This window comes from Pseudomonas sp. WC2401, from assembly GCF_041200115.1.
GTDB classification, from domain to species: Bacteria; Pseudomonadota; Gammaproteobacteria; order Pseudomonadales; family Pseudomonadaceae; genus Aquipseudomonas; species Aquipseudomonas fragi.
The window spans coordinates 10,001-32,890 of the sequence record NZ_CP165623.1 but is presented as its reverse complement, the minus strand read 5'-3'; the positions used below and the strand labels follow the sequence as shown (position 1 = coordinate 32,890).

Here is a 22,890-nt window from a genome sequence, read left to right as displayed (position 1 = left end):
AGCGGGCTTGCTCGCGATGGCATCACCTCAATATGCCTGACAAACCGGGGAGCCTGCATCGCGAGCAAGCTCGCTCCCACAAGGGCAGGGTTATGCCTGACCGGCAGACGCTACTGCCGGGTTTGGCTCTGCGGCCTCCTGGCGACTACGCGTGGCATAACTCTCAGCCATCACCGAGCACACGATCAACTGCAACGGGTGGTAGATCATGATCGGCAGCAAAATCAGCCCCAGCCCCGGGTTGGCGCCGAAGATCAGGGCCGCCATCGGTGCCCCTGCGGCCAGGGATTTCTTGCTGGCACAGAACACCGCGGCGATTTCATCCGCAGTACTGAATTTCAGGGCGCGGGCGGTGCGGGTGGTCATCCACAGAATAATGGCCAGCAGGACCGCACTGCCGATCAGGGCGCTGAGGATCACCGAGCTGCCTTGCTGTTGCCACATGCCCGAAACCATCGAGTTGCAGAACGCCGCGTAAACCAGCAGCAGGATCACCACCTTGTCGCAGATATTGGTGTAGCGCTTGTGCCGGGCAAAAAAGCGTCCGCACAGCGGGCGTACCAGCTGGCCCAGCACCAGCGGCAGCAACAGCATGGCACACAGGTCGAGCAGTGTTGAGCCCAGGTCAATGCCTCCCGCGCCGCTGCCGACCACAAAGCTCACCAGCAACGGCGTCAGGAAAATCCCCAGCACGCTGGACAGGCTGGCGTTGAGAATCGCTGCTGGCACGTTGCCGCCTGCGCTGCCGGTCAGGGCCACCGACGAGGAAATGGTCGAGGGCAGGGCACACAGGTAGAAGAAGCCCAGCATCAGCAGCGGCGGGATATGGGCGCCCAGCAGCTTGTTGGCGACCACCCAGATAAGCGGGAAGACGATAAAGGTGAAGCCCTGCACCATGACGTGCAAGCGGATGTTCTTCAGGCCGTGGCTGATCTGTTCGCTGGACAGGTTGACCCCATGCAGGAAAAACACCAGAAACACACCGATATTGATGACCCATTCCGCGTGCATTGCACCGCCTGTGCTGCCGAAATGCGGGAACACATAGGCAAGAAAAGTCGCCAGTAGCATGCCGCACAGAAACCAGTCGGTGAACATGCGTTTGAGGTGTTTGAGCACAGGCATTATCGGTACCGGAATATTGTAAGAATTGATGAGTTAGCCTAACGTCGGCGGTATCTGTCGTCTTGCGATATAAGGCCAATCAATGCCGCCAAACGGACAACGTGGGCTGCCGCGCGCCATTCCACTGCTGGATGCCTTGCCACGGCCGCTGTATGCCCGGGCCGAAAGCCTGGGCGCGGGCTCGTGGACGCCGCGTCATCGGCACGATTGGGTGCAGTTTTCGTACGCGATCAGTGGCGTGTTGGGCGTGCATACCGACGAGGGCAGTTTTTTTGCGCCGCCGCAGTGGGGTATCTGGATTCCGGCCGGGCTGGAGCATGAAGTGATCACTTCGATGCGTGCGGAAATGCGCAGCCTGTATGTGCGTCGCGAGGACTGCCAGTGGGCACCCGGGCAGTGCCGGGTGCTGGAGGTCACGCCACTGGCGCGGGAGCTGATCAAAAGTTTTTGCGCGCTGCCCGTCGACTACCCCGAGGGTGGCAGCTGCGAGCAGCGCTTGGTGGCGGTGCTGCTGGACCAGTTGGCAAACCTGCCCGAGGTCGGCTTTTCGCTGCCATTGCCCCGCCATGAGCGTCTGCTGGTGCTGTGCAACGAACTGATCGAAAGCCCTGATGCCGAGGCGAACCTGGGCCTGTGGTCGGATCGTCTGGGCATGTCTGAAAAAACCCTGATGCGTTTGTTTCAGCGTGAAACAGGCTTGAGTTTTCGCAGTTGGCGCCAGCGAGCGCGGCTTCTGTCTTCGCTGCGGGTGCTGGAGGAGGGCGGCCATGTCACGCAGGCGGCGTTGTCTTGCGGGTATGAATCAACGTCGGCGTTTATCGCGGCGTTTAAAAAGATGTTCGGTTTTACCCCGGGCGACTTGTTTCGTCAGGGTTAAGTCGGTGCTCAAAACGTGTTGCTCGTCTATCATTCAAATCGTTTGCCCTCTCCCCGTGGTGAGTGGATTGCCGTATAACGAATGACATTCGCGTGTTTGGTAATAAAGGACCCACAATAAAAGCTGATGAAGACTCCAAAACGCTTAGAACCCCTGATCGAAGACGGTCTGATCGACGAGGTGCTGCGCCCACTCATGAGTGGCAAGGAAGCAGCTGTGTACGTAGTCCGCTGCGGCAATGAGCTGCGATGCGCCAAGGTTTACAAGGAGGCCAACAAACGAAGTTTCCGCCAGGCCGCCGAATATCAGGAGGGTCGCAAGGTTCGCAACAGCCGTCAGGCCCGGGCGATGGCCAAGGGCTCGAAGTTCGGTCGTAAAGAAACCGAAGATGCCTGGCAGAACGCTGAGGTTGCGGCGTTGTTTCGCCTGGCCGGTGCGGGTGTGCGGGTTCCCAAGCCGTTCGACTTCCTCGAAGGCGTGCTGTTGATGGAACTGGTGGCGGATGAGTACGGCGATGCTGCTCCGCGCCTCAATGACGTGGTGCTGGAGCCGGATCAGGCCCGCGAGTACCACGAGTTCCTGATCCAGCAAATTGTGCTGATGCTGTGTACAGGGCTGGTTCACGGTGACTTGTCCGAGTTCAACGTGTTGCTGACGCCAACCGGCCCGGTGATTATCGACTTGCCCCAGGCGGTCGATGCGGCGGGTAACAACCACGCCTTCAACATGCTGGAGCGTGATGTGGGCAACATGGCTTCCTACTTCGGGCGTTTTGCGCCGGAACTGAAGAAGACCAAATACGCCAAGGAAATGTGGGCGCTTTACGAAGCCGCCACCTTGCACCCTGGCAGTGTGTTGACGGGCGAGTTTGACGAGCCGGACGAGCTGGCAGATGTCGGCGGCGTGATGCGCGAAATCGAAGCGGCACGCCTGGACGAAGCCTTTCGTCAGGCGGTACGTGCTGCCGATGATGCGCCACCGAGCAAGGCTGAAGAGCCGCCACCCCCGTGGATGCAGTGATTGGCTAAGTAAAAAATCCGGCTCAGGCCGGATTTTTTATGCCCCTGAAACAGCCCGGGTTCTGGTGGGAGCGGGCTTGCTCGCGATGCAGGCGACGCGGTCTGTCAGGAAAATCACAGTGATGCCATCGCGAGCAAGCCCGCTCCCACAATGTGTGATGGGTCAAAACCGGTTCAGCGGAATTTTCAGGCTGCACAACCCGCTGTCATCGGCGGGCGGCAGGTTACCGGCGCGGATATTGACCTGAATGGCCGGAATCAGCAGCGCCGGAACCCCGAGGGTGGCATCGCGGGCTGTACGCATGCCGACAAAACCCTCCAGGTCGATGCTGTCATTGACATGAATATTCTGTGCCCGCTGTTCACCAACGGTGGTCGACCAGCAGGCTTCGCGCCCGGCTGGCGGGTAGTCATGGCACATATACAGGCGGGTCTGCTCCGGCAATGCCAGCAGGCGCTTGATCGATTGATACAACTGCCGCGCATCGCCCCCCGGGAAGTCGCAACGGGCGGTGCCCACATCAGGCATAAACAGGGTATCGCCCACAAACAGGCTGTGGTGTTCGACTTGGTAAGCCATATCGGCCGGGGTATGCCCGGGCACATGCAGCGCCCGCACCTCTAGTCGCCCGATATGAAACAGCTCGTCGGGCGCAAACAGGCGGTCGAACTGCGAACCGTCAAGCTTGAACTCCGGCTCAAGGTTGTAGATATCGCGAAACACCCCCTGGACCTGGGTGATGGCCGCACCGATGCCGATCTGCCCGCCCAGCTTGCGCTTGAGGTAAGCGCTGGCAGACAGGTGGTCGGCATGGGCGTGGGTCTCCAGCAGCCATTGCACCTTCAGGCCTTCAGCCTGGACGAAAGCGGCGATGGCGTCGGCACTGGCGGTGCTGATGCGCCCGGCGGCGGCATTGTAGTCCAGCACCGGGTCGATGATGGCGCATTCCTCGGCGCCCGCGGCATGCACCACATAGCTCACGGTCGACGTCGCAGGGTCGAAGAAACCTTGAATTTCGGGGTGCATGAGGGGGCCTCGTGGTTGTCAGTGAATGATCAATATATTGAAAGATATATTATCGAGTCGTAGACTGTCGACCATCACGCCCCGGAGCTTTTCATGACTGCTCAGCTAACCCGCGAAGAAATCGGCCTTCTGCGCGACTCTGCCTCCAAAGCCTGCACCCTTCTCAAAGCGTTGGCCAATGAAGATCGACTGCTGTTGCTCTGCCAGTTGACTCAAGGTGAGCGCAATGTCGGCGAACTTGAAGCGCTGACAGGCATCAGACAACCCACACTGTCGCAACAACTCGGCGTGTTGCGCGATGAAGGCATGGTCAATACCCGAAGGATGGGGAAATATATTTTCTATTCACTCGCCAGCTTTGAAGTGGTTTCTGTGATGCAGACCCTGTCGGGGCTGTATTGCGGGCAAGCACTGAAAAAGTAACGCCCGCCCAATCCATTCATTTTTGTTGTGCCTGGAGTGCTCAATGGAGCAAAGCATCAAGCGAATCGACGCGTCATTTTCCGTGACCGGTCAGATCGAGCTGTCTGATCTTCAATCATTGGCCGAGCTGGGTTTTGCCAGTGTGATCTGCAACCGACCTGACTTCGAAGGTGGCCCCGAGCAGCCTGATCACGCCTCGATGCAGCTGGCTGCGCAGGCCCTGGGGCTGAGCTTTGCGTATTTGCCGGTAATGACCACCGGCGCCACAGCCGGGCAGGCGCAAGAGATGCGTCAATTACTCAGCGAGCTGCCAAAGCCGGTGCTGGCCTACTGCCGCACGGGGAACCGCTCCTCCAGGCTTCATGAAGCTGCAACCCAGGCCCCACGAGAGGTCAGGCAATACGATGTAGTGGTGGTTGGCGGTGGTTCGGCCGGTATCTCGGTGTCGGCCAGCTTGCTCAAGCGCGACGCCGGGTTGCGTATCGCCGTGATCGAGCCCAGCACCGAACACTATTACCAGCCCGCCTGGACGCTGGTCGGGGGCGGTGCCTACGATATCAAAGACACCGTTCGCCCCACCGCTGCGGTCATGCCCAAAGGTGCTGACTGGATCAAGGCATCACTGTGCGCCTTCGCCCCGCAGCGCAAGGTTGTGCTGCTCAGCGACGGTAGCGAGCTGAGCTATCAGCAACTGATCGTCTGCCCCGGTTTGCAGCTGGCCTGGGAGAACATCGAAGGCCTTGAAGAAACCCTCGGCAAGCACGGCGTAACGTCCAACTACCGGCATGACCTGGCGCCTTACACCTGGGAGCTGGTGCGCAGCCTGAATGGCGGCAAGGCACTGTTTACCCAGCCGGGCATGCCGATCAAGTGCGCAGGAGCGCCGCAAAAAGCCATGTACCTGGCCTGTGATCACTGGCGCAAGCGCGGTGTGCTGGATTCGATTGCGGTGGAGTTCAACCTGGCCGGGGCGGTGTTATTTGGCGTAGCCGCTTTCGTTCCGCCGTTGATGAAGTACGTTGAGGCCTACAACGCTCAACTGGCTTTCCAGTCCACTCTGGTCAAGGTCGACGGGCCGGGCAAGACGGCGTGGTTTGATGTGACTGACGCAGCAGGCGGCGTGACCCGCGTGGCCAAAACGTTCGACCTGCTGCATGTGGTACCACCGCAGCAGGCGCCCGATGTTATTCGCCGCAGCGAGCTGGCGGACAAGGCCGGCTGGTTCGAGACCGACCCGGCAACGCTGCAACATCCGCGCTACCCCGAGATTTTCGCCCTCGGCGATGTGTGCAATACGGCCAATGCCAAGACGGCTGCAGCCACCCGCAAGCAAGTGGTCATCGTGGCCGAAAACCTTCTGGCGCTGCGCAAGGGCCTGGCTTTGCCCAAGCGCTATGACGGCTATGGTTCGTGCCCGCTGACCGTGGAAAACGGCAAGGTGATCCTGGCCGAATTCGGTTATGGCGGCAAACTGCTCCCCACTTTCCCTCTGGACCCCACCGTACCGCGCAAGTCAGCGTGGCTGCTCAAGGCCACATTGCTGCCGTGGTTCTACTGGCAGGGCATGCTCAAAGGCCGCGAGTGGTTCACTGACTGCAAGCCGGATTGACCCTGACCATGTTGATTATTCTGTTAGGCATGCTGGTGGGGTTAGTGCTCGGGCTGACGGGGGCCGGCGGCGGTATCCTGGCCATACCGGCGCTGACCCTGGGGCTTGGCTGGACATTGGCGCAAGCCACGCCGGTGGCCCTGCTGGCGGTTGGCATGGCGGCCGCTCTGGGCGCACTGGACGGTTTGCGCAGGGGCCTGGTGCGTTACAAGGCGGCTGCATTGATGGCAATCGTGGGTTCGAGCACTTCGCCGATCGGCTTGCATCTGGCCAGATTGCTGCCCGCCAAGGCGCTGGTATTGATGTTCAGTGCCGTGATGATGTTTGTTTCGCTGCGCATGTTTATGCAGGCCAGAGCCGATGCACGCGAAGACGCCAGCATTGGCGCGCTGGAGAAAAACTGCATGCTCAACCCGGCCACCGGGCGGCTGACCTGGAATGCCCGCTGCAGCATGACGCTGGTATCGATTGGTGCCACTTCGGGGTTACTGACGGGGTTGTTGAGTGTCGGTGGCGGTTTTTTGATCGTGCCGGCGTTTCGCAAATTCAGTGACGTGCGCATCCACGCGGTGGTCTCCACTTCGTTGATGGTCGTGGCGCTGGTCTCGCTGGGCACCTTGGGCAACCTGATGAGTCAGGGCGTGAGCCTGTCGAGTGAAGGGGTAATGTTTATTGCCGCCACCCTGGCTGGGATGGTTGTCGGGCGCGTCACTGCCCCGCACGTCTCGGCCCAGTGGCTACAGCAGGGCTTCGCGGGGCTGTGTGCGGTGATTGGCGTGCTGATGCTGGCTAAAGTGCTGCTAACGGCTTTCTGATTAACGTTCCTGTGGGAGCCGGGCTTGCCCGCGATGGCATCACCCTGGTCAGCCAGATACACCTTGGCGCCTGAATCGCGAGCAAGCCCGCTCCCACAGGATTATCAGCCGGTCATGCAGATATTCATGCCCTTACGACGCAGCAGGGGCCTGACTCCAGGTCCTTGAGAATCGGGCAGTCAGGGCGGTGGTCGCCCTGACAGCTTTCGACCAGGTCCTGCAATGTATCGCGCAGGCTGCTCAGCTCGGCGATTTTGCGGTTCAACTCATCAATATGCTGGCGCGCCAGAGCCTTTACATCACCGCTGGCGCGCTGGCGATCCTGCCACAGGGTCAGCAGCTTGCCGACTTCCTCCAGCGAAAACCCAAGGTCCCGCGAGCGCTTGATAAACGCCAGGGTGTGCAGGTCGTCATCGCTGTACAGGCGGTAGCCGCTATCACTGCGACTGGCGGGCTTGAGCAGGCCAATGGATTCGTAATAACGAATCATCTTGGCGCTCAGGCCGCTGTGTCTGGCGGCTTGGCCGATATTCATCACAACTCCTTATTCAAGGTCCCTGGGTTTCCAGAATTTGAGCAGCAACGCATTGCTGACCACGCTGACACTGGAAAAAGCCATCGCCGCGCCTGCCAGTACCGGGTTCAAAAAACCGAAGGCCGCCAGCGGAATGCCGATCACGTTATAGATAAACGCCCAAAACAGGTTTTGCCGGATTTTGGCGTAGGTCTTGCGGCTGATCTCCAGTGCCGCCGGCACCAGGCGCGGGTCGCCACGCATCAGGGTGATGCCCGCTGCATGCATGGCCACATCGGTGCCACCGCCCATGGCGATACCGATATCGGCTGCGGCCAGTGCCGGAGCGTCGTTGATACCGTCGCCAACCATTGCCACCACACCGGTTTTTTTCAGTTCGGCCACGGTCGCGGCCTTGTCGGCGGGCAGCACTTCGGAGTGAACATCGCTGATCCCCAGTGCCTCGGCCACCACTTTGGCGCTGCCGCGGTTGTCACCGGTCAACAGGTGGCTGCTGATATGCCGTGCATTGAGCTGGGCGATGGCCGACTGGGCGCCGGGCTTGAGTGTGTCGCCAAAGGCAAACAACCCCAGCACCTGCGGCTGCGGGCTTTGCTCGATCAGCCAGGACAGGGTGCGGCCTTCGGTTTCCCAGGCGCTGGCCGATGCGGCAAGCGAGCCTGGGGCCAGCCCGGTTTCTTCCAGCAAACGACGGTTGCCCAGCGCCAGACGGCGGCCCTCCAGGGTGCCGGCAATGCCACGGCCGGTCAGCGACTGGCTGTCGGTAACGTCCGGCACGTTGAGGTTACGCGCCGCGCAGGCATCCAGCACGGCCTTGGCCAGCGGGTGTTCGCTGCCGCGCTGCAGGGCGCCGGCCGCTTGCAGCAAGCGTGCCTCATCACCGTCGAGTGCGCTGAAGTGAGCGATTTGCGGAGTACCGGAGGTCAGGGTGCCGGTTTTGTCGAAAACCACGGCGCTGACTTCATGGGCGCGCTCCAGCGCTTCGGCGTCCTTGATCAGGATTCCGTGACGGGCGGCAACGCCGGTGCCGGCCATGATCGCGGTGGGTGTCGCCAGGCCCAGGGCACAAGGGCAAGCGATCACCAATACGGCCACGGCGTTGATCAGTGCGGTTTCAATCGGCGCGCCATACAGCCACCAGCCCAGCAGCGTGGCCAGGGCAATCAGCAGCACCACGGGCACGAACACCTGACTGACCTTGTCCACCAGCTTCTGGATCGGTGCTTTGGCAGATTGTGCGTCTTCCACCAGGCGGATGATGCGCGCCAGTACGGTTTCTGTCCCCAGCGCCAGGGTCTTGATCAGCAACCGGCCTTCACCATTGATGGCACCGCCAGTAACCTTATCCCCAGGCTGTTTCGGTACCGGCAGGCTTTCGCCGCTGATCAGGGCCTCGTCGGCATGGCTTTGCCCTTCGACCACTTCGCCATCGACCGGGAAGCGTTCACCGGGTTTGACCAGCACCAGGTCATTGAGGCGTAAATCGCTGATGGCAACGTCCTGTTCCTGGCCATCGACCATGCGCAGGGCGCGCTCGGGGCGCAGGGCTTCAAGGGCGCGGATGGCGCTGGCAGTCTGGCGCTTGGCGCGGCTTTCCAGGTATTTACCCAGCAGCACCAGGGCGATCACCACCGCCGAGGCTTCAAAGTACAGATGGGGCATGGTGCCGGGTTCGGCGATGGCCCACTCGTACAGGCTCAGGCCATAACCGGCGCTGGTGCCCAGGGCGACCAGCAGGTCCATATTGCCCGCGCCGGCCTTGACGGCTTTCCACGCGGCCACATAAAAACGTGCGCCCAGCACGAACTGCACTGGGGTCGCCAATACAAACTGGGCCCAGGCGGGCAGCATCCAGTGGATACCAAAAGGCGCCAGCAGCATGGGCAGTACCAGCGGCAGGGCCAGGACGATCGCCAGGGTCAGTGCCCAGCGTTCACGGTGCAGGCGTTTGTGCTGGTCGTCTTCGGTGTTTTTTTCGCTCTGGTGCAGGCTGGCGCCATAACCGGCCTGAGTGACCGCGTTGATCAGCAGGCCGGGATCAACCTGACCGAGTAATTCGACGTGAGCCCGCTCGGTGGCGAGGTTGACGCTTGCGCTCTTGACCCCGGGCACTTTGGCCAGGGCTTTTTCGACGCGCCCTGCGCACGAGGCACAGGTCATACCGCTGATATCCAGCTCCAGGCTATGGGCGGGCACGCTGTAACCGGCCTGCTGCACGGCCTCGACCAGCGCTGGCAGGCTCTCGGCAGGTGCTTCGACGCGGGCCTGTTCGGTGGCCAGGTTGACACTGACCGAACGCACGCCGGGCACTTTGGCCAGGGATTTCTCTACACGGCCTGCGCAACTGGCACAGGTCATGCCGTCAATCGGCAGATCGAATTGGGTGGGCACGAGCAGTCCTCCTCAAGAAGTTGTCTATCCATAGAATCGACCTTGACCCCGTGGCAAGGTCAAGGCTTCTTGCTGTTCGTTATTTGCCGCTCAATATTCCAGTTTGGCGGGCTTGAGGTACATACCCTGCTTGCCCAGGGCGATGCGGTATTTGCGCACATCCCCTGCCTTGAGGGTGAACTGCTGCGCGGGCGGCACCAGCATGCCGGGCAGGCAGCCGGGAGCTTGCCCGGGGAGCAGCTTGAGGCGGATATCGACGCTGGCGGGCGGCAGGTTAAAGGCCAGGGCCTGTTCCTGAAACAATCGCCCGGCCAGTTGATCGTCGATATACACACCCACCTCGCAGTTGGTCGGCACCTCAAGGCGCTCGCGGGAAATAATCAGCACACCGTAGTCCTGATCGGCATTTGCCCACAGCGGCACACTGGCAAGACCCAAAAGGCTGACTAGGCTCAAAGCGGTCCAGCGCATGGCTAAGTATCCTGTTTTCAAATCGCAAGGCTTGCAGCTTGGCCGAGCAGGGCATGGATTGCCAGTCAACGCGTAAAACAACGGGCTTGACCTTGCCACGATGGCAAGGTCGAAGCTGTAGGCATATCTCAAACAGGAGGCGTAATCATGCAAACGTTCAAGGTAGACGGTATGACCTGTGGTGGCTGTGTTGGCGCGGTGACCCGTGCGGTGCAGACGGTGGATAAAGACGCGAAGGTTGAAGTGGACCTGGCGAGCAAAACCGTCAAGGTCGACAGCAATGTGTCGCCTTTGCAGATTATCGACGTGATCACCAATGCCGGTTTTGAGGCGCGCACGGCGCACTAACCTGTATGTAGCAGCTGCCGAGGAACGAGGCTGCGTCCGGCGACGTAGTCGTCGTGAATGCTAAGAGCAAGCTCTGACTGGCGCACCGCGATGTCAGACTTACGACTGCCGCGCCGCCGAACGCAGCCTCGTACCTCGGCAACTGCTACGGGGGTGTTGTTTCAGGACGGGCTCAAGGTGATTTATTAGCTAGCTCGCTAACTTAATGTTCAGGGCCGGTAACCACGGCTAGACTGTCAGGCTGCGCTAACCGCAGCCTGATCCTTGGATACCTGATGAACCTTCGAACAATCTTGATTCTTGGCGCCCTGAGCGCCTTCGGTCCGTTGGCGATCGACTTTTACCTGCCGGGCTTCCCGGCGATGGCGCAAGCCTTTGCAACCGACGAAACCCAAATCCAGCTCACCCTGGCCGTGTACTTCCTGGGCCTATCCATCGGGCAACTGGCCTACGGCCCGGTAGCGGACCGCTTCGGCCGGCGCGTGCCGCTGCTGGTGGGCGTCGGCCTGTTCACTGTCGCGTCACTGGCGTGCGCCTTTGCCCCGACCCTGGAGTGGCTGATTGGCGCGCGGTTTGTCCAGGCGCTCGGAGGGTGTGCTGGCATGGTGCTGTCGCGGGCGATTGTCAGTGACAAATGCGACGCCGTTCAGTCGGCCAAAGTGTTTTCGCAATTGATGCTGGTCATGGGCCTGGCGCCGATTCTGGCGCCGATGCTGGGCGGGTTGCTGGTCAACCTGTATGGCTGGCAGTCGATTTTCCTGGTGTTGACGGTGTTCAGCGCATTGGCCGCAACCGCCGTGGCGCTGGGCCTGCCTGAAAGCCTGCCGGCCAATGTGCCGCGTCAGCCGCTCTCGGGGGCATTGCGCCAGTACGGGCGTTTGCTCAAGGACCGCGAGTTCCTGGGCCATGCCCTGACCGGGGGGATCGCAATGGCCGGGATGTTTGCCTACATTGCCGGCTCGCCTTTCGTATTTATCAAACTCTATGGCGTACCTGCCGAGCATTACGGCTGGCTGTTTGGCACCAATGCGGCCGGTTTTATTCTGGTGGCGCAGTTGAACGCCCGCCTGCTGGCCAAGCGTGGCCCGGCCTTTTTGCTGGCGCGCATGGTGTGGGTGTATCTGGCGGCGGGGCTGGTTTTGCTAGGAATCAGCAGTTTGCATACCGAACAACTGTGGCCGCTGCTGGTGCCGCTGTTTATCTGTATTGCCAGCCTGGGCTGCATTATTCCCAACGCCTCGGCCTGCGCCATGAGCGGGCAGGGCGCGCGCGCCGGCAGCGCTTCGGCGATGCTGGGTTGCTTGCAGTTCAGCGTGGCGGCGGGGGCGGCATCGTTGGTGGGGGTATTGCACGACGGCAGCGCCATGCCAATGGCAATGGTCATCACCCTGTGCGGGCTTCTGGCCGTGGGCCTGGCAATGGCGACCCGGCGTTTGTACACCGCGCGGATCGCCGCAGAGCAGTCGGCCTGACTCAGCCGGCCAAACGTTCGGGCAGGCGGTGCGGGGCTTGCAGGCGTGATTGCAGCTTGTCGACAAAGGCCCGGGCCTCGGCCTCGCTGCGGAAATTGACGGCCTGCTGGTCGATCTGAACCTGCCATTTGCAGTCGCGGGATCTTGCTAACGCTCTTATCAGGATTTTCATGACTGGCCTCCTTCGGTTCGCAAAGGAGGCCAGTGTAAGCCGAAAAACCGGGGCAAATATGTCCGGGATCAAGTCTCTGACTGACGGTTAAAAAATGACCGTATGGGTCCCGTCATGCGTCTTGCCGGAACCCTTCGAGCACAATCTTGCCCTTGGCCTTGCCGCTTTCCAGCAGCGCATGGGCGCGGCGCAGGTTGGTGGCATTGATGCTGCCAAAGTGCTCGCCGACCGTAGTGCGCAGGGTGCCGGCATCGATCAGCCCGGCGACGCGATTGAGCAGGTGATGCTGCTCGATCATGTCCGGGGTCTGGAACAGCGAGCGGGTGTACATGAACTCCCAGTGCAGTGACAGGCTCTTGCGCTTGAGCTTGGTGATATCCAGCGCCTTGGGATCATCAATCAGCGCCAGTTTGCCTTGTGGTGCCAGGGCCTCCACCAATTGGTCCAGATGCTGATCGGTCTGGGTCAGGCTGGCCACATGGGTGACGGCGTCGATACCGTGGCGCTTGAGTTCTTCGCTCAGGGGCTGGCTGTGGTCGATAACCAGATCGGCGCCCAGCTCACGGACCCAGGCCTGGGTTTCAGGGCGCGATGCGCTGCCAATCACCTTGAGTGCGGTCAACTGGCTGGCCAGTTGCGTCAGGATCGAACCCACGCCACCCGCCGCGCCAACGATCAGCAGGCTTTGTTGCCCGGCGGCCTTGCCCTCGCTGACGCCAAGGCGTTCGAACAACAACTCCCAGGCCGTGATGGCGGTCAACGGCAATGCTGCAGCCTGGGCGAAGTCGAGGCTGTTGGGCATGTGCCCGACGATGCGTTCATCGACCACATGGCGTTCGCTGTTGGCCCCGGCGCGGGCAATGGAGCCGGCGTAAAACACCTTGTCACCGACCTTGAACAGGCTGACCTCACTGCCGACAGCCTTGACCACGCCGGCCACATCCCAGCCCAGCACCTTGGCGCTGTCGGCCTCGGGCTGCACGTTCTGGCGCACCTTGGTGTCCACCGGGTTCACGGAAATGGCCTTGACCTCGACCAGCAAGTCACGAGGGCCAGCCACCGGCTCTGGCAACTCGATATCTTGCAGGGCCAGCGGGTCTTGAATTGGCAGCGAATGGTAGTAAGCGACAGCTTTCATGGGACATGTCCTGAAGATGAGTAAGAAACTGGCTGTGATAATTGGCTATTTCACAGCGCGATAAAACCGGCTAAAACAGCAGTCTCTTTCAATATTTTATTGATAATGGCTGGGTGGGCTCTGCATGCTGCGTTTCGATGATCTGCAATTGTTTGTGCGCGCGGCTGATTTGGGCAGCCTGTCGGCGGCGGCCCGGGTGATGGACATGTCCCCGGCGGTGGCCAGCGCCGCCCTCAAGCGGATAGAAACGCAGTTGGGCGCACGGTTGCTGGCGCGCTCAACCCGCAGCTTGCGCCTGACTGCCGAAGGCGAAGGGTTTCTTGAATATGCGCGCACGGCGTTGGCCAGCCTTGATGAGGGGCGCCGCTTGCTGGCGCGTGGGCAGGATCAGGTCAGCGGTGTACTGCAACTGTCAGCACCCTCCGATTTCGGCCGTAATCTGTTACTGCCCTGGCTGGACGAATTCCAGCGCGAACATCCGCAACTCACTGTGCGCCTGTTATTGGGTGACCGGATTGCCGACCTGTTCCGCCAGCCGGTGGATGTCGCCTTGCGTTACGGCGAGCCGGAAGACTCCAGCCTTGTGGCCCTGCCGGTGGCCCCGAACAACCGCCGGGTGCTGTGCGCGTCCCCCGACTACCTGGCGCGCCAGGGCGAGCCGCATCAGCTCGAACAACTGCTGCAACACAATTGCCTGCTGTACATGCTCGGCACGCGGGTTCATGACCATTGGCAATTCAATGACGGCAAGCGCGAACTGGGGCTGACGGTAAGCGGTAACCGCTTTAGCGATGATGCCGACGTGGTGCGTCTGTGGGCGATTGCCGGGCAGGGCATTGCCTACAAGTCGTGGCTGGATGTGGCGGGGGATGTGCAGGCCGGGCGGCTCAAGGTATTACTCCCGGAGCTGGTGTGTGAGCGGGCGCCGCTGAATCTGTTGTGTGGCCATCGTGCGCAGTTGAGTAAACCGGTGCGGTTGTTGCACGACATGCTCAGTGAGCGATGCAAGCAGATGGCGCATACCCTGCATTCGTAGCAGCTGCCGCAGGCTGCGTCCGGCGGCGAAGCCACCGCAAAATCAGCAGGCGTGGTCTTTCAGCCAAGCCGTGCTGTTAGCGTTTACTATCGCTGCGCAATCGGACGCAGCCTTCGGCAGCTGCTACGGGCTATGCGTGTTACGGCTTGACCAGCCGCGCATCCAGACCGTTTTGCGCCAGGCGTTTGGCCTGGTCCTGGGTCATGCCCAGGTCGGTGTACAGCGCGTGGAAGTTCTCGGTCATGTAACCGCCAAAGTAGGCCGGGTCATCCGAGTTGACCGTTACTTTCACGCCACGCTCAAGCATGTCGAGAATGTTGTGTTGCGACATATGATCGAACACGCACAGCTTGGTGTTGGACAGCGGGCATACGGTCAGCGGGATTTGTTCGTCGATGATGCGCTGCATCAGGCGTTCGTCTTCAATGGCGCGCACACCATGATCGATACGCTGGATCTTGAGCAGGTCCAGGGCTTGCCAGATGTACTCCGGCGGGCCTTCTTCGCCAGCGTGGGCAACGGTCAGGAAGCCTTCATCACGGGCACGGTCGAATACGCGCACAAACTTGCTCGGCGGGTGGCCCATTTCTGAACTGTCGAGGCCAACGGCGACAAATGCATCGCGAAATGGCAGGGCCATATCGAGAGTTTTTTCCGCTTCTTCTTCACTCAAGTGGCGCAGGAAGCTGAGGATCAGGCCGCTGGTGATGCCCAGCTGCTGTTCGCCATCTTTAAGTGCGCTGGCAATGCCATTGAGCACGACTTCAAACGGCACGCCACGATCAGTGTGGGTTTGCGGGTCGAAGAAGGGTTCGGTGTGAATGACGTTCTGTTCCTTGCAACGCAACAGGTAGGCCCAGGTCAGGTCGTAGAAGTCCTGAGAGGTGCGCAGTACGTCAGCGCCCTTGTAGTAAAGGTCGAGGAATTCTTGCAGGTTGTTGAAGGCATACGCCTTGCGCAAGGTTTCCACGTCGTTCCACGGCAAGGCGATTTTGTTGCGCTCGGCCAGCGAAAACAGCAACTCGGGTTCCAGGGAACCCTCCAGGTGCATGTGCAGTTCAGCTTTTGGCAGGGCGTTCAGCCAGTCATACATAAAAGGTTTTCTCATCAAATCGGGTACAGATGGCGACATTCTACAGGCGAGGGGCTACACAATTTGTAAAAAAGCCCCTGCCATTTGTCGCAGGCTGCCTACCAGGGAATGGTCTGCCCCTTGTAGTCGATAAAGTGATGACCGCCTTTACCGGCAAAAGCCTTGACCTGTTCAACCAGGCCACGGGTACTGGTTTGCACATCGATATCGGCGCCTTCGCCGCCCATATCGGTTCTTACCCAGCCCGGGTGCATGGACAGTACGGTGGGGTTGTTGTCACCCAGCTCGTGGCACACAAAGGTGTTGGTCATCGAATTGAGTGCCGCTTTACTGGCCTTGTAAAGGGCCATTTCGGGTTCCTTCGGTTGCGTGACGCTGCCCAGGGCTGAACTCATAAATGCCAGTACGCCACTGTCTTTACGGATCCGGCTGACAAACTCGCGAGCCAGATTGATCGGTGCCACGCTGTTGGTGAAAAACAGCTGCCCCACTTCGGCCAGCGTTGCGTTGCCCGACAACTGGTTTTCCGGGCCTTTGACCCCGGCATTGATAAATAGCAGATCAAAGACCTCATTGTGCAATGCACTGCTCAATGCCTTGATGGCCTGGCGATTGTCCATATCCAGTTGTTCAATGCGCACTGCCCCCAACGCCTTCAGGGCATCGGTTTTTTGTGGGTCGCGCACGGTGGCGGTCACGGTCCAGCCATCGGCAAGCAGTTCTTTGACCAGACCCAGGCCCAGGCCGCGCGAAGCTCCGATGATCAGTGCATGTTTTGCAGTCATGAGTAGCGTCCTCTAGAAAGCGGATGTGCGTTGGTTAAAAAGCATACAATTGTCTGAAGCGCATGCCCGGCAAGGGCTGTAGCGGTATGTGCTCAGGTTATCCACAGGCGGGTGCACAGTGGTTGTGGGCAACTCTGGATGCAGGAAAATAGCACTTTTACTCGTCAGCATTGAAGGCATGGCGTAGCAGTAGAATTCTGCCGCGGCTGAGGTCCGCCAGTTGTTGCTGTGCAGGGGCAATCTGTTCTTCGGCCAGCGCCAGTTGCAGATCCACGCCATTGGCGGTGAATGCTTCGTCGATGACCACGCCGTTCAACTCGGTGACGCGCAGTTTGACCAGGGCAAGCTCACTGAAACTGCATGAGCAACTGAGCGCTACGCGGCTGACCAACTGCAGTTTTTCGGCGTTTTGCAGGCACTTGTTCGCGCCACCGCCATAAGCCCGGGCCAGGCCTCCGGTGCCCAGCTGGATACCGCCGTACCAGCGGATAACCAGTACCGCGACCTGATCGCAATCCTGCGCGTCGATGGCCGAGAGTATCGGCCGGCCGGCGGTGCCACCGGGTTCGCCATCATCACTGCTGCGGTACTGATCCCCGAGCTTCCAGGCCCAGCAATTGTGCGAGGCATTCAGATCGCTGTATTGCTCGATAAAATCGAGGGCCTGCTGGGCGCTGGTGATGGGGGCGGCGTAAGTAATAAAGCGGCTTTTACGGATTTCTTCGCGGTACTCGCAAAGCCCCGTGAGGGTCGAAGGCATGTCGGTTCCAGGCTTAGACTGTGGGCGTCAGGCCGCAGCCCTTGAGAATGATACGGATCAGGTTGTCGCAGGCCGCCTGCATATCCTGTTTGCTCAGGTGCCTGCGCCCCGTTACGCGGCAAATTTGTGTCGAAAAGTCGGCGTAATGCTGGGTACTGCCCCATAACAGGAAAATCAGGTGGACCGGATCGACCGGGTCCATCTTGCCTGCGTCTATCCAGGCCTGGAACACCGCTGCGCGACCTTGAAACCAGGCTCTGTAGTCTTGAGTGAAATACTCGGTCAGGCAGGCCCCACCACTGATGATCTCCATTGCAAACACGCGCGAAGCCTGGGGCTGTCGGCGAGAGAACTCCATTTTGGCGCGAATGTATTGGCTCAGGGCTTGAGCCGGATCGTCGTCAGCAGTCAAGGCGTTGAAGGTGCTGTCCCATAGCTCGAGGATATTGCTCAGCACAGCGATATAGAGGCTTAGCTTATTGGTGAAGTAATAATGCAGATTGGCTTTGGGCAGCCCGGCACTCAACGCGATGGCGTTCATGCTGGTGCCTCTGAAACCGTGGCGGGCAAACTCATCTTCGGCGGCCTTGAGAATGGCCTCTTCGTTTTTCTGCCGGATACGGCTGGGAGGCTTGCCGTCATGGGCAGGGACTTCAAGGGGCATGGGCACTCCGGGCAATGTGTGTAGCGAAGTTTTTCACGTTAACGCGTCGCTTCCAGGCTCTCAAGGAAACTTTCCAGGACCAGATGCGGGCGCCGGCCTTTGCGTGTCACTGAAGCCAGGCTCAAGTCGTAGAAACGTGTTTTTGCCTTCAGCGCCCGCAAGCGGCCCTGCTGAACCCACAGGCTGGCGTAATGGTCGGGCAGGTAACCGATATAGCGCCCGGTCAAAATCAAAAAGGCCATGCCTTCGCGGTCAGATGCGCTGGCAGTGCAGTTGAGCGCCTGATAATGGGCCTGAATCTCCGAGGGCAGGCGAAAGGTCGGGGCGATGGCATCCTGAGTGTTCAGCCGTGCGTCTTCCAGCTGCCGGTCGTCAACATAAAACAGCGGATGGCCCACGGCGCAATACAGCAGCGAGCGCTCGCTGTAGAGCGGTTGATACTCCAGCCCGGACAATGTGCTGGCCTGGGGCACAACGCCCACATGCAGGCGACCGTCGAGCACTCCCTGTTCGACTTCATGGGGCGAGATCATACGGATGTGGATCTGCACATCAGGCCCGCGCTCCTTGAGTTGGGCCAGGGCGTGGGTGATACGCATATGGGGCAGGGTGACCAGGTTATCGGTCAGGCCAATGGTCAGCTCGCCGCGCAAGTGCTGGTGCAGGCCGTTGACCTCGGTACGAAAACTCTCAAGTGCGCCGAGTAATTGCAGCGCGGAGTGATAGACCTCACGGCCTTCTTCTGTCAGCGAAAACCCTGCACGTCCCCGTTGGCACAGGCGCAAGCCCAGGCGCTGTTCAAGGTCGCTCATCTGCTGGCTGATGGCAGAGCGGCCGATGCCCAGCACCGTTTCTGCCGCCGAAAAACCGCCGCACTCCACGACGCTGCGAAAAATGCGCAGCAATCGAATATCAAAGTCGCTGACCTGGGCCAGTGCATCGGGGCGACGGCTGCTCATAGTTTAGTAAACGCCTAACTAAAGGTTAGAAGAGTTGGATTTCATCGACTTTATAGCCGTGGCAATTTAGACGCAACAACGCTTTCAACATCCCACGCCGCTTTTGCCTTGCGAGGTTTTGCTGATGAACATGCCTGAGAACGCCGAATTGAATCTGACCAGCCAGCTCAAGCTGGATGCACACTGGATGCCTTACACCGCCAACCGTAACTTCCATCGTGATCCGCGTTTTATCGTGGCCGCCAAGGGCAGTTACCTGACGGATGATAAAGGTCGGCAGATTTACGATTCGTTGTCAGGTTTGTGGACTTGCGGCGCAGGGCATACCCGTACAGAAATCCAGGAAGCCGTTGCCAGGCAATTGGGCACCCTCGATTACTCGCCGGCGTTCCAGTACGGCCACCCGCTGTCGTTCAAGCTGGCAGAAAAAATTACCGAGCTGACTCCAGGCAATCTGAACCACGTGTTCTTCACTGACTCAGGCTCGGAGTGTGCCGATACTGCGGTGAAAATGGTGCGTGCCTACTGGCGCCTGAAAGGCCAGTCGACCAAGACCAAGATGATTGGTCGTGCCCGCGGTTATCACGGGGTGAACATTGCGGGCACCAGCCTGGGTGGCGTGAACGGTAACCGTAAACTGTTTGGCCAGGCCATGATGGATGTGGATCACTTGCCGCACACGCTGTTGGCCAGCAATGCATTTTCCCGTGGCATGCCGGAGCAGGGTGGTATTGCCCTGGCTGACGAATTGCTCAAATTGATCGAGTTGCACGATGCCTCGAACATTGCTGCCGTTTTTGTTGAGCCGATGGCAGGCTCTGCGGGGGTATTGGTTCCACCTCAGGGATATCTGAAACGTCTGCGTGAAATCTGCGACCAGCACAATATCCTGTTGGTATTTGATGAAGTGATCACCGGGTTTGGTCGTACAGGCTCGATGTTCGGTGCTGACAGCTTCGGCGTGACCCCGGACTTGATGTGTATCGCCAAGCAAGTCACCAACGGTGCAATTCCGATGGGCGCCGTGATTGCCTCCAGCGAGATTTATCACACGTTCATGAATCAGCCGACGCCTGAGTACGCGGTTGAATTCCCGCATGGTTATACCTATTCGGCTCACCCGGTGGCTTGTGCTGCAGGCCTGGCGGCGCTTGATTTGTTGCAAAAGGAAAACCTGGTGCAGAGCGTGGCTGAAGTCGCGCCGCATTTTGAGAATGCATTGCACGGTTTGAAGGGCGTGAAGAACGTTATCGACATTCGTAACTATGGCCTGGCGGGGGCGATCCAGATTGCGCCGCGTGATGGCGATGCCATTGTGCGTCCGTTCGATGCTGCGATGAAGCTGTGGAAAGCCGGTTTCTACGTGCGCTACGGTGGCGACACCCTGCAGTTCGGGCCAACGTTCAACAGCAAGCCGCAGGACCTGGATCGTTTGTTCGATGCAGTCGGCGAAGCACTGAACCAGATCGACTGATCCTTCTATATAGAAGCGACACTTATGGCATTCACCCAGGCGCGCAGCGTTCGCGCCTGTGGACAACTTTTCTGGAGCATCCATGAGCACCATTCAACACCTGATCAATGGCGAGTTGCTGAACGATTCCGGCCGCACCGCTGATGTTTACAACCCGTCTACTGGCAAAGTGATTCATCAGGTTCCATTGGCCAGTCGCGAGACGATTCAACAAGCCATTGATGCGGCCAAGGCTGCCTTCCCGGCGTGGCGCAATACACCGCCGGCCAAGCGTGCCCAGGTCATGTTCCGTTTCAAGCAGTTGCTGGAGCAGAACGAAGCGCGTATTTCCCAATTGATCAGCGAAGAGCATGGCAAGACCCTGGAAGATGCTGCGGGTGAACTCAAGCGTGGGATCGAGAACGTCGAATACGCGTGTTCGGCTCCTGAAATCCTGAAGGGTGAATACAGCCGTAACGTAGGGCCGAACATTGATGCCTGGTCGGACTTCCAGCCACTGGGTGTGGTTGCAGGGATTACCCCGTTCAACTTCCCGGCCATGGTCCCGCTGTGGATGTACCCATTGGCGATTGTGTGCGGTAACTGTTTCATTCTTAAACCGTCGGAGCGTGACCCCAGCTCCACGCTGCTGATCGCTCAACTGTTGCAAGAAGCCGGTTTGCCTAAAGGCGTGATGAACGTGGTGCATGGCGACAAGTCAGCGGTGGATGCGCTGATCGAAGCGCCGGAAGTCAAAGCCTTGAGCTTTGTGGGCTCGACGCCGATTGCCGAATACATCTACGCCGAAGGCACCAAACGCGGCAAGCGCGTGCAGGCGTTGGGCGGGGCGAAGAACCATGCGGTATTGATGCCGGATGCGGACCTGGATAACGCAGTCAGCGCATTGATGGGCGCGGCCTATGGTTCGTGCGGCGAACGTTGCATGGCCATTTCGGTTGCAGTGTGCGTGGGTGATCAGGTGGCCGATGCCCTGGTGGCCAAGCTGGTTCCGCAAATCAAGGCGCTGAAAATTGGTGCGGGCACTTCGTGCGGGCTGGACATGGGGCCTCTGGTAACCGGACAGGCGCGGGACAAGGTCAGTGGCTATGTCGACGATGGCGTTGCAGCAGGCGCCGAGCTGGTGGTTGATGGTCGCGGGTTGAGCATCAAGGGGCATGAAGAAGGCTTCTTCCTCGGTGGTTGTCTGTTCGATCGCGTAACGCCAGAGATGCGCATCTATAAAGAAGAGATCTTTGGTCCGGTGCTGTGCATCGTGCGGGTCAAGAGCCTGGAAGAGGCGATGCAACTGATCAACGATCACGAATACGGTAATGGCACCTGCATTTTCACCCGTGATGGTGAAGCGGCCCGTTTGTTCTGTGATGAGATTGAAGTCGGTATGGTAGGCGTCAACGTTCCGCTACCGGTACCTGTTGCCTACCACAGCTTCGGCGGCTGGAAGCGTTCGCTGTTTGGCGACTTGCATGCCTATGGCCCGGATGGTGTGCGTTTCTACACGCGTCGCAAGGCAATCACGCAACGCTGGCCGCAACGTGCCAGCCATGAAGCGTCGCAGTTTGCCTTTCCGAGCCTGTAACCAGGGCGTCAGCCCAGTGTCTATATAGAAGAAGAGAGGCCAGCCGCCAGGCTGGCCTCTGCTTTTAGGGCGCTTTTAAGGCTATATGACAGAATTGTGAAACTAGTGCTTGACCCAGATTTGTAACTGTCTATAATTCGCCCCACTTCCGGCGCAGTCGAAACGGAAAACTCCTTGAGTTTCAATGAGTTGGATGGTTTTCGGCGGTGCTAGCTTCAAGTCATCGAAGCAGGAAATGAGGTGTTGACAGCAGCGTGTAACGCTGTAGAATTCGCCTCCCGCTAACGAGAGATCGAAAGCGCAAGTGGTTGATGTTACAGAGGAAACTTTGAAAACATCTTAAAATAACCGCTTGACAGCAACAGAGGCTGCTGTAGAATGCGCGCCTCGGTTCAGCGAAAGCTAAACCAACCGCTCTTTAACAATTGAATCAAGCAATTCGTGTGGGTGCTTGTGGAGTCAGACTGATAGTCAGCAAGATTATCAGCATCACAAGTTACTCCGCGAGAAATCAAAGATGTAACCAACGATTGCTGAGCCAAGTTTAGGGTTTCTTAAAAACCCAAAGATGTTTGAACTGAAGAGTTTGATCATGGCTCAGATTGAACGCTGGCGGCAGGCCTAACACATGCAAGTCGAGCGGTAGAGAGAAGCTTGCTTCTCTTGAGAGCGGCGGACGGGTGAGTAATACCTAGGAATCTGCCTGGTAGTGGGGGATAACGTTCGGAAACGGACGCTAATACCGCATACGTCCTACGGGAGAAAGCAGGGGACCTTCGGGCCTTGCGCTATCAGATGAGCCTAGGTCGGATTAGCTAGTTGGTGAGGTAATGGCTCACCAAGGCTACGATCCGTAACTGGTCTGAGAGGATGATCAGTCACACTGGAACTGAGACACGGTCCAGACTCCTACGGGAGGCAGCAGTGGGGAATATTGGACAATGGGCGAAAGCCTGATCCAGCCATGCCGCGTGTGTGAAGAAGGTCTTCGGATTGTAAAGCACTTTAAGTTGGGAGGAAGGGCATTAACCTAATACGTTGGTGTCTTGACGTTACCGACAGAATAAGCACCGGCTAACTCTGTGCCAGCAGCCGCGGTAATACAGAGGGTGCAAGCGTTA

22 protein-coding genes and 1 rRNA gene (1 of these 23 running past the window's edge) are annotated in these 22,890 nt (G+C 59.3%); 11 read left to right on the top strand and 12 right to left on the bottom strand.

From position 1 onward, the window contains the following. Positions 1 to 90: 90 nt before the first annotated feature. Complete coding sequence (locus tag AB3G35_RS00140; RefSeq protein ID WP_086798928.1) at positions 91 to 1,125, bottom strand: bile acid:sodium symporter family protein; 1,035 nt, start codon at positions 1,123 to 1,125, stop codon at positions 91 to 93. A gap of 82 nt (positions 1,126 to 1,207) precedes the next feature. On the opposite strand from AB3G35_RS00140, the gene AB3G35_RS00135 reads away from it, so the two are divergent. Further along, positions 1,208 to 2,002 (top strand): helix-turn-helix domain-containing protein, encoded by a 795-nt coding sequence (locus AB3G35_RS00135; protein ID WP_016783574.1) that lies wholly within the window; start codon positions 1,208 to 1,210, stop codon positions 2,000 to 2,002. A gap of 126 nt (positions 2,003 to 2,128) precedes the next feature. Next, entirely contained in the window at positions 2,129 to 3,022 is an 894-nt protein-coding gene (locus AB3G35_RS00130; RefSeq protein ID WP_016783575.1) for a PA4780 family RIO1-like protein kinase, read from the top strand. A gap of 162 nt (positions 3,023 to 3,184) precedes the next feature. Here AB3G35_RS00130 and AB3G35_RS00125 read toward each other — a convergent pair whose 3' ends face one another. Continuing rightward, on the bottom strand, positions 3,185 to 4,048 hold the full coding sequence (locus tag AB3G35_RS00125) for an MBL fold metallo-hydrolase (RefSeq protein ID WP_083369648.1): 864 nt from the start codon (positions 4,046 to 4,048) through the stop codon (positions 3,185 to 3,187). Positions 4,049 to 4,141: 93 nt separating this feature from the next. On the opposite strand from AB3G35_RS00125, the gene AB3G35_RS00120 reads away from it, so the two are divergent. Genes AB3G35_RS00120 through AB3G35_RS00110 form a run of 3 tightly spaced genes read left to right on the top strand, consistent with a single transcriptional unit; the run spans position 4,142 to position 6,895 of the window. Beyond that, positions 4,142 to 4,471, top strand: coding sequence for a metalloregulator ArsR/SmtB family transcription factor (locus tag AB3G35_RS00120; RefSeq protein WP_016783577.1), 330 nt, complete (start codon positions 4,142 to 4,144; stop codon positions 4,469 to 4,471). A gap of 43 nt (positions 4,472 to 4,514) precedes the next feature. Next, complete coding sequence (locus AB3G35_RS00115) at positions 4,515 to 6,080, top strand: TIGR01244 family sulfur transferase (RefSeq protein ID WP_369782201.1); 1,566 nt, start codon at positions 4,515 to 4,517, stop codon at positions 6,078 to 6,080. A gap of 8 nt (positions 6,081 to 6,088) precedes the next feature. Next, positions 6,089 to 6,895, top strand: a complete 807-nt coding sequence (locus tag AB3G35_RS00110) for a sulfite exporter TauE/SafE family protein (protein WP_086798920.1) — start codon at positions 6,089 to 6,091, stop codon at positions 6,893 to 6,895. Between the two features lie 124 nt (positions 6,896 to 7,019). Here AB3G35_RS00110 and cueR read toward each other — a convergent pair whose 3' ends face one another. From cueR to AB3G35_RS00095, 3 genes are all read right to left on the bottom strand, one after another. Then, a complete protein-coding gene (gene cueR, locus AB3G35_RS00105) occupies positions 7,020 to 7,430 on the bottom strand; it encodes a Cu(I)-responsive transcriptional regulator (RefSeq protein WP_016783581.1) in 411 nt (136 codons plus the stop codon). Positions 7,431 to 7,439: 9 nt separating this feature from the next. Then, the gene (locus tag AB3G35_RS00100) at positions 7,440 to 9,827 is read right to left on the bottom strand and encodes a heavy metal translocating P-type ATPase (protein ID WP_369782708.1); all 2,388 of its coding nucleotides are present in this window, start codon (positions 9,825 to 9,827) and stop codon (positions 7,440 to 7,442) included. 84 nt (positions 9,828 to 9,911) lie between these two features. Further along, positions 9,912 to 10,292, bottom strand: a complete 381-nt coding sequence (locus AB3G35_RS00095) for a hypothetical protein (protein ID WP_016783583.1) — start codon at positions 10,290 to 10,292, stop codon at positions 9,912 to 9,914. Positions 10,293 to 10,439: 147 nt separating this feature from the next. Here AB3G35_RS00095 and AB3G35_RS00090 point away from each other — a divergent pair, with 147 nt between their 5' ends. Together AB3G35_RS00090 and AB3G35_RS00085 are read left to right on the top strand one after the other, a co-directional pair. Further along, positions 10,440 to 10,640: a heavy-metal-associated domain-containing protein gene (locus AB3G35_RS00090; protein WP_016783584.1), complete on the top strand. Its 201-nt coding sequence runs from the start codon at positions 10,440 to 10,442 to the stop codon at positions 10,638 to 10,640. Between the two features lie 275 nt (positions 10,641 to 10,915). Beyond that, positions 10,916 to 12,112 carry a multidrug effflux MFS transporter gene (locus AB3G35_RS00085; RefSeq protein ID WP_086798913.1) on the top strand — a complete coding sequence of 399 codons (1,197 nt, stop codon included), beginning with the start codon at positions 10,916 to 10,918 and terminating at the stop codon, positions 12,110 to 12,112. A gap of 1 nt (position 12,113) precedes the next feature. Here AB3G35_RS00085 and AB3G35_RS00080 read toward each other — a convergent pair whose 3' ends face one another. Both AB3G35_RS00080 and AB3G35_RS00075 read right to left on the bottom strand, forming a co-directional pair. Beyond that, positions 12,114 to 12,284 carry a hypothetical protein gene (locus tag AB3G35_RS00080; RefSeq protein ID WP_016783586.1) on the bottom strand — a complete coding sequence of 57 codons (171 nt, stop codon included), beginning with the start codon at positions 12,282 to 12,284 and terminating at the stop codon, positions 12,114 to 12,116. Between the two features lie 112 nt (positions 12,285 to 12,396). Then, the gene (locus tag AB3G35_RS00075; RefSeq protein ID WP_134051254.1) at positions 12,397 to 13,422 is read right to left on the bottom strand and encodes a zinc-binding alcohol dehydrogenase family protein; all 1,026 of its coding nucleotides are present in this window, start codon (positions 13,420 to 13,422) and stop codon (positions 12,397 to 12,399) included. A 124-nt stretch (positions 13,423 to 13,546) separates the two neighbouring features. Here AB3G35_RS00075 and AB3G35_RS00070 point away from each other — a divergent pair, with 124 nt between their 5' ends. After that, a complete protein-coding gene (locus tag AB3G35_RS00070) occupies positions 13,547 to 14,458 on the top strand; it encodes a LysR family transcriptional regulator (protein ID WP_369782200.1) in 912 nt (303 codons plus the stop codon). A gap of 139 nt (positions 14,459 to 14,597) precedes the next feature. Here the strand turns inward: AB3G35_RS00070 and AB3G35_RS00065 are convergent, their stop codons facing one another. The 5 genes from AB3G35_RS00065 to AB3G35_RS00045 all read right to left on the bottom strand — a co-directional run bounded on the left by AB3G35_RS00065 (position 14,598) and on the right by AB3G35_RS00045 (position 18,719). Next, a complete protein-coding gene (locus tag AB3G35_RS00065) occupies positions 14,598 to 15,551 on the bottom strand; it encodes an adenosine deaminase (protein ID WP_016783589.1) in 954 nt (317 codons plus the stop codon). Between the two features lie 98 nt (positions 15,552 to 15,649). Continuing rightward, positions 15,650 to 16,336: an SDR family oxidoreductase gene (locus AB3G35_RS00060; RefSeq protein WP_106117338.1), complete on the bottom strand. Its 687-nt coding sequence runs from the start codon at positions 16,334 to 16,336 to the stop codon at positions 15,650 to 15,652. Positions 16,337 to 16,493: 157 nt separating this feature from the next. Further along, positions 16,494 to 17,096: a YigZ family protein gene (locus AB3G35_RS00055; protein WP_315249421.1), complete on the bottom strand. Its 603-nt coding sequence runs from the start codon at positions 17,094 to 17,096 to the stop codon at positions 16,494 to 16,496. Between the two features lie 13 nt (positions 17,097 to 17,109). Beyond that, entirely contained in the window at positions 17,110 to 17,760 is a 651-nt protein-coding gene (locus AB3G35_RS00050) for a TetR/AcrR family transcriptional regulator (protein WP_016783592.1), read from the bottom strand. 38 nt (positions 17,761 to 17,798) lie between these two features. Beyond that, entirely contained in the window at positions 17,799 to 18,719 is a 921-nt protein-coding gene (locus tag AB3G35_RS00045; protein WP_016783593.1) for a LysR family transcriptional regulator, read from the bottom strand. A gap of 124 nt (positions 18,720 to 18,843) precedes the next feature. On the opposite strand from AB3G35_RS00045, the gene AB3G35_RS00040 reads away from it, so the two are divergent. The 3 genes from AB3G35_RS00040 to AB3G35_RS00030 form a co-directional block, all read left to right on the top strand. Then, positions 18,844 to 20,193, top strand: a complete 1,350-nt coding sequence (locus tag AB3G35_RS00040; RefSeq protein ID WP_016783594.1) for an aspartate aminotransferase family protein — start codon at positions 18,844 to 18,846, stop codon at positions 20,191 to 20,193. A gap of 82 nt (positions 20,194 to 20,275) precedes the next feature. After that, positions 20,276 to 21,769 (top strand): CoA-acylating methylmalonate-semialdehyde dehydrogenase, encoded by a 1,494-nt coding sequence (locus tag AB3G35_RS00035; protein ID WP_016783595.1) that lies wholly within the window; start codon positions 20,276 to 20,278, stop codon positions 21,767 to 21,769. A gap of 574 nt (positions 21,770 to 22,343) precedes the next feature. Next, a 16S ribosomal RNA gene (locus tag AB3G35_RS00030) occupies positions 22,344 to 22,890 on the top strand; it runs 990 nt beyond the window's last position.